At 56.1% G+C, this 321-nt stretch carries 1 rRNA gene; it reads left to right on the top strand.

Features of this window, described 5'->3' with window-relative positions:
- Window positions 1-321: ribosomal RNA gene (locus CVN76_RS00425) — 16S ribosomal RNA — on the top strand; the annotation flags it as partial.

Raw genomic sequence — 321 nt, forward strand, 5'->3', positions numbered from 1 at the left:
GAATCGACGGGAGCTTGCTCCCTGAGATTAGCGGCGGACGGGTGAGTAACACGTGGGCAACCTGCCTATAAGACTGGGATAACTTCGGGAAACCGGAGCTAATACCGGATACGTTCTTTTCTCGCATGAGAGAAGATGGAAAGACGGTTTACGCTGTCACTTATAGATGGGCCCGCGGCGCATTAGCTAGTTGGGGAGGTAATGGCTCACCAAGGCGACGATGCGTAGCCGACCTGAGAGGGTGATCGGCCACACTGGGACTGAGACACGGCCCAGACTCCTACGGGAGGCAGCAGTAGGGAATCTTCCGCAATGGACGAA

The organism is Bacillus sp. mrc49 (assembly GCF_002803435.1).